This is a genomic window from Streptomyces sp. NPDC059696 (assembly GCF_042733745.1).
GTDB lineage: Bacteria > Actinomycetota > Actinomycetes > Streptomycetales > Streptomycetaceae > Streptomyces.
In genome coordinates, this window is sequence record NZ_JBHWFG010000111.1 from 1 (window position 1) to 1403 (window position 1403).

A 1403-nucleotide genomic window follows, 5' to 3' on the forward strand; every position below is an offset into this window, starting at 1 on the left:
GCGTCGTCGACGCCTACCCGCTGTCCCAGGTCCAGCTCGGCATGGTCGTCGAGATGCTCGTCGACGACAGCCGGAACAACTACCACAACGTCAGCACGTTCCGCGTGCTGGACGACAAGCCCTTCTCCTTCGACGCTCTGCAGGCCGCCGGCCGGCTGGTCGTCGAGCGGCACGAGGCGCTGCGCACGTCCATCGAGCTCAACGCCTACTCGGTGCCGCTGCAGCTGGTCCACGCCACCGCCGAGCTCCCGCTCGGCCGGCAGGACCTGCGTGGCCTGGACGCCGAGACGGTGGAACGGGAACTCCGCGACTTCACCGTGCGCGAGCGCGCCACGCTGTTCGATCTCGGTACGCCGTCCCTCATGCGTTTCTTCGCGCACGTCACCGACGGCGACTGCTGGTGGATCTCGGTCACCGAGTGCCACCCTGTCCTGGAGGGCTGGAGCCATCACTCCCTCCTGATGGAGCTCCTGGCTCTCTACCGGCAGCTGCGGGACGGTCTGGAGCCCGAGCCGTACGAGGCCCCCGCCGTGCGCTTCGCCGACTTCGTGGCGGGCGAGCTGGAGTCCCTGGCCTCCACCGAGGACCGCGCCTACTGGCGGGGCGTCGTCGACCGGCACGCCCCCTTCTCCCTTCCCACGGGCTGGGGCGAGCGGCAGGACGGGCCGCGCGAGCTGTACCAGGCCTGGACGCAGTGGGAGGACCTGGAGCGCGACCTGCGCAAGCTGGCGACGGACTCGAAGGTCTCGCTGAAGAGCGTGATGCTGGCGGCTCACCTGAAGGTGATGAGCCAGCTCACCGGTGAGGAGGCCTTCCACACGGGTGTCGTCTGCGACGCACGCCCCGAGGTGCTCGGTGCCGACCGGGTGCTCGGCATGTACCTCAACACCCTGCCGTTCGCGGTGGACCGCAGCGCACGCACCTGGCGGGAGCTGGTCCAGCAGGTCTTCGCCCGCGAGGTCGAGCTCTGGCCGCACCGACGGTTCCCCATGCCGGAGATTCAGCGTGACGCGGCCGGCGGCCGACGGCTGCTGGACGTCATGTTCAACTACCAGGACTTCCGGCAGATGGACGCCACCGTCGTGGACGACCGGGCGGGACTGGACGACAGTCCGACCGAGTTCCCGCTGACGGTCTCGTCCCGTGCCGGGCACGTCATCATCACCGCGGACCCGCGCATGCTCAGCCGCGCCAACGGCGACCGGCTGGTCGGCATGTACCGCGCCGTCCTGGAGTCCATGGCCGCCGACCCGGACGGCGACGCGCAGGCCGTGTACCTGCCCGTCGGCGAGCGGGACCTGCTGCTCTCCGCCGCGGGTCCGGCGGTGGCGTCGGCTCCGGTGGAGCGGTGTGTCCACGAGATCTTCCAGGAGCGCGCCGCGGCCACTCCCGACGCGGTGGCG

At 70.7% G+C, this 1403-nt stretch carries 1 protein-coding gene; it reads left to right on the forward strand.

What is annotated here, in order from left to right:
* The coding region (locus tag ACFV20_RS36950) for a condensation domain-containing protein (protein WP_385665511.1) at positions 1 to 1403 on the forward strand (1403 nt) is incomplete at both ends.